Below are 6,251 nucleotides of genomic sequence, written 5' to 3'. Positions count from 1 at the left end.
TCTCAGGCCGGCTACCCGTCGTCGCCTTGGTGAGCCATTACCTCACCAACAAGCTGATAGGCCGCGGGCTCATCCTGCACCGCCGGAGCTTTCGAACCTCACAGATGCCCGTGAGGGTCAGTATCCGGTATTAGACCCCGTTTCCAGGGCTTGTCCCAGAGTGCAGGGCAGATTGCCCACGTGTTACTCACCCGTTCGCCACTAATCCCCACCGAAGTGGTTCATCGTTCGACTTGCATGTGTTAAGCACGCCGCCAGCGTTCGTCCTGAGCCAGGATCAAACTCTCCGTGAATGTGTACCGGTAATCCGGTGCCACACACACGAGAGCGGAACAGTCGAGCGGAATAGGCCCGACCGTTCACAGCGTCCTCGCTGTGTGTTTTTCAAAGGAACCTCGACCATCGGAGATCCGATGGACGGGGTATCAACATATCTGGCGTTGACTTTTGGCACGCTGTTGAGTTCTCAAGGAACGGTCGCTTCCTTTGTACTCACCCTCTCGGGCTTTCCTCCGGGCGCTTCCCTTCGGTGTTCCAAACTCTATCAGTGTTTTTCCGGCCCTTTGACCACCGTCCTGCAGGCATGCAGAAGATGATCCAAGATGGGATCTGATCAGTTTGGTTGCTGCCGGGCCGGTGCGCGAAGACCGCGTCGTTCAGCCCCAAGCAGGGTTACGACTGTACACGCGGTCGCGGAGCGCATGCAAATCCCTTTGGGGTATGGTCTAGACCACTTCGGGGTGCCCGCACGGAACCGGCACTTCAGGTGACATACGCTGCTGAACAGTGTGCCGTCCGGTACCTACAGGGACGGCCATACCGATCTCCACCCCTGGGAGGCTTCCCATGACCACCGTGACGTCCCCGCTCGCCGGACGCGCCATCGGACTGGCTGCCGTGCCGGACCCCGTCTTCTCCGGGGCCATGGTCGGCCCGGGCACCGCGATCGACCCCGTGCGGGAGCCCTCCGAGGCGATCTCCCCCGTGGACGGCGTCATCGTCTCCCTGCATCCGCACGCCTTCGTCGTCGTCGACGAGAGCGGCCACGGTGTGCTCACCCACCTTGGCATCGACACCGTGCAGCTCAACGGTCAGGGCTTCGAGCTCCTGGTGAACAAGGGCGACACGGTCCGGCGCGGTCAGGCCGTCGTGCGCTGGGACCCGGCCGCCGTCGAGGCCGCCGGCAAGTCCCCTATCTGTCCGGTCGTGGCGCTCGAGGCCACGGCCGAGGCTCTCTCCGAGCTTCGCGAGGACGGCGATGTGAAGGCCGGCGACAGTCTCTTCCTCTGGAACTGACGTCAGCGCCGTCCCGGGACGGCGGGTACGACAACCAACGCGGGGGCGGGTAGCCGCCGCACTAGCGGAGACGGGTGAGATGGAGACAACGCTGCGAGGCGTCGGTGTCAGCCACGGTGTGGCGATCGGCGAGGTTCGGCACATGGGAACGGCGGTGCTCGAGCCGCCCGCGAAGCAGATCCCGGCCGACGAGGCGGAGCGCGAACAGGGGCGCGCCCGCAAGGCCGTGGAGGCGGTGGCGGCCGACCTGATGGCGCGGGGCAATCTGGCCGGGGGCGAGGCCCAGGCCGTGCTCGAGGCGCAGGCCATGATGGCGCAGGACCCCGAGCTGATGGCCGATGTGGAGCGGCGGATCGCCGTGGGCAGCACGGCCGAGCGCGGGGTGTACGACGCGTTCGCCTCGTACCGGGAACTGCTGGCCGGTGCCGGTGAGTACCTCGCCGGGCGGGTGGCCGACCTGGACGATGTGCGCAACCGTATCGTCGCGCGGCTGCTCGGGGTGCCGATGCCGGGCGTGCCGGACAGCGACGAGCCCTACGTCCTGGTGGCCCGTGATCTTGCGCCGGCGGACACCGCGCTGCTGGACCCGACGCTGGTGCTGGGCTTCGTCACCGAGGAGGGCGGCCCCACCAGTCACAGCGCGATCCTGGCCCGGGCGCTCGGAGTGCCCGCCGTGGTGGCGCTGCCCGGTGCCGGTGAGCTGGCCGAGGGCACGATGATCGCGGTGGACGGCAGCACCGGCGAGGTCTTCGTGGACCCGAGCGAGGACAAGAAGGCGCAGCTCGAGGCGGCCGCCGCGGAGCGGAAGGCCGCGCTGGCGGCGTCGACCGGTCCCGGTGCCACGGCCGACGGTCACAAGGTGCCGCTGCTGGCCAACGTCGGTGGACCCTCGGACGTCGAGGCCGCGGTGGAGGCCGGGGCCGAGGGTGTCGGTCTGTTCCGCACCGAGTTCCTCTTCCTGGACGACAGCAAGCAGGCGCCGACCGAGGAGAAGCAGGTCGCCGCGTACCGGCAGGTGCTGGAGGCGTTCCCCGAGGGGCGTGTCGTGGTGCGTGTGCTGGACGCGGGTGCGGACAAGCCGCTGGACTTCCTGACGCCTGCGGACGAGCCGAACCCGGCCCTCGGGGTGCGGGGTCTGCGGACGCTGCTCGATCACCCGGAGGTGCTGCGTACACAGCTGACCGCGCTCGCCCGGGCGGCGGAGGGTCTGCCGGTGTACCTCGAGGTCATGGCGCCGATGGTGGCGGACCGTGCGGACGCCAGGGCGTTCGCTGAGGCCTGCCGGGAAGCCGGGCTGCGGGCGAAGTTCGGTGCGATGGTCGAGATCCCGTCGGCGGCGCTGCGGGCCCGTTCGATCCTCCAGGAGGTCGAGTTCCTGTCGCTGGGGACGAACGACCTGGCGCAGTACACCTTCGCCGCCGACCGTCAGGTCGGTGCGGTCTCGCGTCTGCAGGACCCGTGGCAGCCCGCGCTGCTCGACCTGGTGGCGCTGTCCGCCGAGGCGGCCAAGGCCGAGGGCAAGAGCTGCGGCGTCTGCGGTGAGGCGGCTTCGGATCCGCTGCTCGCGTGTGTGCTGACCGGTCTGGGCGTCACCTCCCTGTCGATGGGTGCGGCGTCGATCCCCTACGTGCGGGCGACGCTGGCGAAGTACACGCTGGCCCAGTGCGAGCGGGCCGCCGCCGCGGCCCGGGCGACGGACAGCGCGGAGGACGCGCGCAGCGCGGCTCAGGCGGTGCTGTCCGGCGAGTAGGCCGGGGCCGGTCCGCCGGACCGGTCGGAAGGGGCGCTCCGCCGAGGCGGGGCGCCCCTTCTGTGCGTTTGTGGGTGGCCGGCGGGTTCAGTGCCGGTGTTCGTGGGTGGGTGCGTCGTCGTCGCCCAGGTCGGGCGGGGCGCAGTAGTCGACGTTGGATTCCGGCGGGATGAGGTCCCCGGATTCGACGTCGGTGCAGTAGGCGTCGAAGACCTCGCCGGCGGTGAGGGGGCGGAGTCCGTGGTCGCGCAGGCGCCAGCCGTAGACGCGGTCGGGCCGGTGCGGTGCGGTGGTGCGGAGGACGAGGCCGCCGGGGCTCTCGGTGGCCAGGCCGAGGGCCAGGACGGTGGTGAATTCGAGCGCCTCGGTCTCGTCCAGGGCGAGGGAGTCGCCGTCCTGGGTGGCGTGCAGGGCCGCGACGAGGGTCTCGGGCGGTCCCGTGACGCTGCAGACCAGGTGGCGGTCGCCGGCGGGGGCCGTGTCGAGGATGCGGGCCAGCAGGTCGGAGGCGCGGGTGAAGGCGGCGCGTCCGATGTCCTCGCCGCAGGCCGTGCAGGCGCCGAGGCGGGCGAGGAGGGTCGTGGCGTACTCCCAGGTGGCCTGGCGGATTCCCTCGTCGACGAGGGAGGCGAGCAGGTCGGCCAGGGGCTGGCCCTCGTACGGGAGGGTGGGGCCGGTGACGGCCAGTCGGGCCGTGAAGCGGGCGCGGCTCGACGGGTGGTCGGGGTCCAGGCCCTGGCGCGTGCAGAACTCGGCGTACTCCTCGGGGTCGAAGAGGGCGACGGTGGTGTGGCCGCCCTGCCGGGCGCGGGACCTGAGGAGGCCCTCGACCTGTTTGAGGTAGGCCGCGTGGTCGTCGAAGGTGAAGGTGCGGTAGCGCCGCATGGCGCGGAAGTCGTGTTCGTCGGTCAGCAGGCCGATGGTGCCGGCGATCTCGCGGCGCAGGACGCGTCGCATGGTCCGGATGTCGGTGTGCGCCATGGTTCCCCCTGTTGCATGTCGATCAATGCTCACTCACAGTAACCGTGGGCACTGACAGTGAGCGGCGGATGCCCCGGCCGGTGGGCGGCCGGGGCATCCGTGCAGGCGGGGGCTGCGTGCGGGTCAGGCCCGCTTGCGGGCGATGTCCTCGTAGAAGCCGAGCAGCTCGAGGTTGTCGATGGAACCCGGGTTGACGGCCTTCTCCAGCGGGGTGCCCTGGAGGAGGCGCTTGACGGGGACCTCGATGCGCTTGCCGGTGAGGGTGTGCGGAACGCCCGGCACCTCGATGATCTCGTCGGGGACGTGGCGCGGGGACAGTTGCTCGCGGATGGTCTGCTTGATGCGGTTCAGCAGGGCCTCGTCGAGGACCGCTCCGGGCGCCAGGTGGACGAACAGGGGCATCCAGTAGCCGCCGTCGGGCTGTTCGATGCCGATGACGAGGGACTCCCTGATCTCGGGGAGGCGTTCCACGGCTTCGTAGATGTCGGCGGAGCCCATGCGGACGCCCTGGCGGTTCAGCGTGGAGTCGGAGCGGCCGTGGATGACGACGGAGCCGCGTGAGGTGACGGTGATCCAGTCGCCGTGGCGCCACACGCCGGGGTAGGTGTCGAAGTAGCTGTCGTGGTAGCGGCTGCCGTCGGGGTCGTTCCAGAAGTGGATCGGCATGGACGGCATGGGGTTGGTGACCACCAGCTCGCCGACCTCGTCGGTGAGGGGGTTGCCGGCGGGGTCCCAGGACTGCAGGTCGGTGCCGAGGCAGGGGGCCTGGAGCTCGCCGACGTGCACCGGGAGGGTGGGGACGGCTCCGGCGAAGCAGGAGCAGACGTCGGTGCCGCCGCTGACGGAGGCGATCCACAGGTCGGCCCGGACCTCGTCGTGGAGCCAGCGGAAGCCGTCGGGGGGCAGGGGCGAGCCGGTGGTGGCGACGCACTGGACGGTGGAGAGGTCGAAGTCGCGTGCGGGGTGGACGCCGGCCTTGCGGCAGGCCATCACGTAGGCGGCCGAGGTGCCGTACAGGGTGGCGCCGGTGCGTTCGGCGATGCGCCACTGGGCGCCGGTGTCCGGGTAGCCGGGGCTGCCGTCGTACAGGACGATCGTGGTGCCGGTGAGCAGGCCGGAGACGAGGAAGTTCCACATCATCCAGCCGGTCGACGTGTACCAGAAGAAGCGGTCCTCGGGGCCGAGGTCGCAGTGCAGGCCGAGCTGCTTGAGGTGCTCGACGAGGATGCCGCCCTGGGACTGGACGATGGCCTTGGGCAGGCCGGTCGTGCCGGAGGAGTAGAGCACCCACAGGGGGTGGTCGAAGGGGACCGGCTCGAAGACGGGTTCCGTGTCGGCGGAGGTGAGGGCGGACCACTCGAGGGCGCCCTCGGGTGCCTCGGTGCCCAGGAGCGGGATGTGGACGACGGCCCGGAGGGTGGGCAGTTCGGCGCGCAGTTCGGCGACGGTCTCGCGCCGGTCGTGTTCCTTGCCGCCGTAGCGGTAGCCGTCGACGGTGAACAGGACGACGGGTTCGACCTGCTGGAAGCGGTCGAGGACGCTGCGGGCGCCGAAGTCGGGCGCGCAGGAGGTCCACACGCCGCCGACGGCCGCCGTGGCCAGCAGGGCGACCACGGCCTGCGGGATGTTGGGGAGGTAGCCGCTGACGCGGTCCCCCGGGCGCACTCCGCGTGCGCGCAGCTCGGCGGCGAGGGATCCGACCTGGCGTCGCAGCTCCGCCCAGGTCACCGGACGCGGTTCGTGGGTCTCGTCGACGTGCAGCAGGGCCGGTTCGTCCGCGCGGGTGGCGGCGGCGCGCAGGGCGTGTTCGGCGTAGTTGAGGGTGGCTCCGGGGAACCACTGGGCGCCGGGCATGGTGCGCTCGCCCAGCACGCGCGCGTAGGGCGTCGAGAAGCGGACGTCGAACCACTCCGTGACGGCTCTCCAGAAGGTGTCCAGTTCGTCCACGGACCAGCGCTGCAGGGCCGCGTAGCCGCCGTCGGCGGGGGCTCCGTGGTGTTCGGCGGCCCAGGTCTGGAACCTGGTGATCCGTGCCCGGGCGATGCGCTCGGGGTCGGGCTGCCAGAGCGGCTGGGGACTTGCGGTCGACATGGTCGGCTCCCGGACTGTGCGCGTCGTGTGCGTCCTCCGCGCACGGGCTGGGGTGTGCGCGTGAGCGGCTGGCACGGACAATGCCACGTGATCGACTTCGACACCAGGGTGCGCCCCACATAGTCCGTGTCGT

4 protein-coding genes and 1 rRNA gene are annotated in these 6,251 nt (G+C 70.5%); 2 read left to right on the top strand and 3 right to left on the bottom strand.

Annotated elements, in window-relative coordinates; translation table 11 throughout:
* Positions 1-293 (bottom strand): 16S ribosomal RNA (locus ACH4C6_RS24875); the annotation flags it as partial.
* A gap of 553 nt (positions 294-846) precedes the next feature.
* On the opposite strand from ACH4C6_RS24875, the gene ACH4C6_RS24870 reads away from it, so the two are divergent.
* Together ACH4C6_RS24870 and ptsP are read left to right on the top strand one after the other, a co-directional pair.
* On the top strand, positions 847-1,296 hold the full coding sequence (locus ACH4C6_RS24870) for a PTS glucose transporter subunit IIA (protein ID WP_398110784.1): 450 nt from the start codon (positions 847-849) through the stop codon (positions 1,294-1,296).
* 79 nt (positions 1,297-1,375) lie between these two features.
* Positions 1,376-3,046: a phosphoenolpyruvate--protein phosphotransferase gene (gene ptsP, locus ACH4C6_RS24865; protein WP_398110783.1), complete on the top strand. Its 1,671-nt coding sequence runs from the start codon at positions 1,376-1,378 to the stop codon at positions 3,044-3,046.
* Between the two features lie 87 nt (positions 3,047-3,133).
* Here ptsP and ACH4C6_RS24860 read toward each other — a convergent pair whose 3' ends face one another.
* Positions 3,134-4,027 (bottom strand): hypothetical protein, encoded by an 894-nt coding sequence (locus ACH4C6_RS24860; protein ID WP_398110782.1) that lies wholly within the window; start codon positions 4,025-4,027, stop codon positions 3,134-3,136.
* Positions 4,028-4,150: 123 nt separating this feature from the next.
* Positions 4,151-6,118 (bottom strand): acetoacetate--CoA ligase, encoded by a 1,968-nt coding sequence (locus ACH4C6_RS24855; RefSeq protein ID WP_398110781.1) that lies wholly within the window; start codon positions 6,116-6,118, stop codon positions 4,151-4,153.
* Between the last annotated feature and the right edge of the window lie 133 nt (positions 6,119-6,251).

It is taken from the genome of Streptomyces sp. NPDC017943, from assembly GCF_044328425.1.
Lineage (GTDB): Bacteria > Actinomycetota > Actinomycetes > Streptomycetales > Streptomycetaceae > Streptomyces > Streptomyces djakartensis_A.
This window is presented reverse-complemented; position numbering and strand designations above follow the sequence as displayed.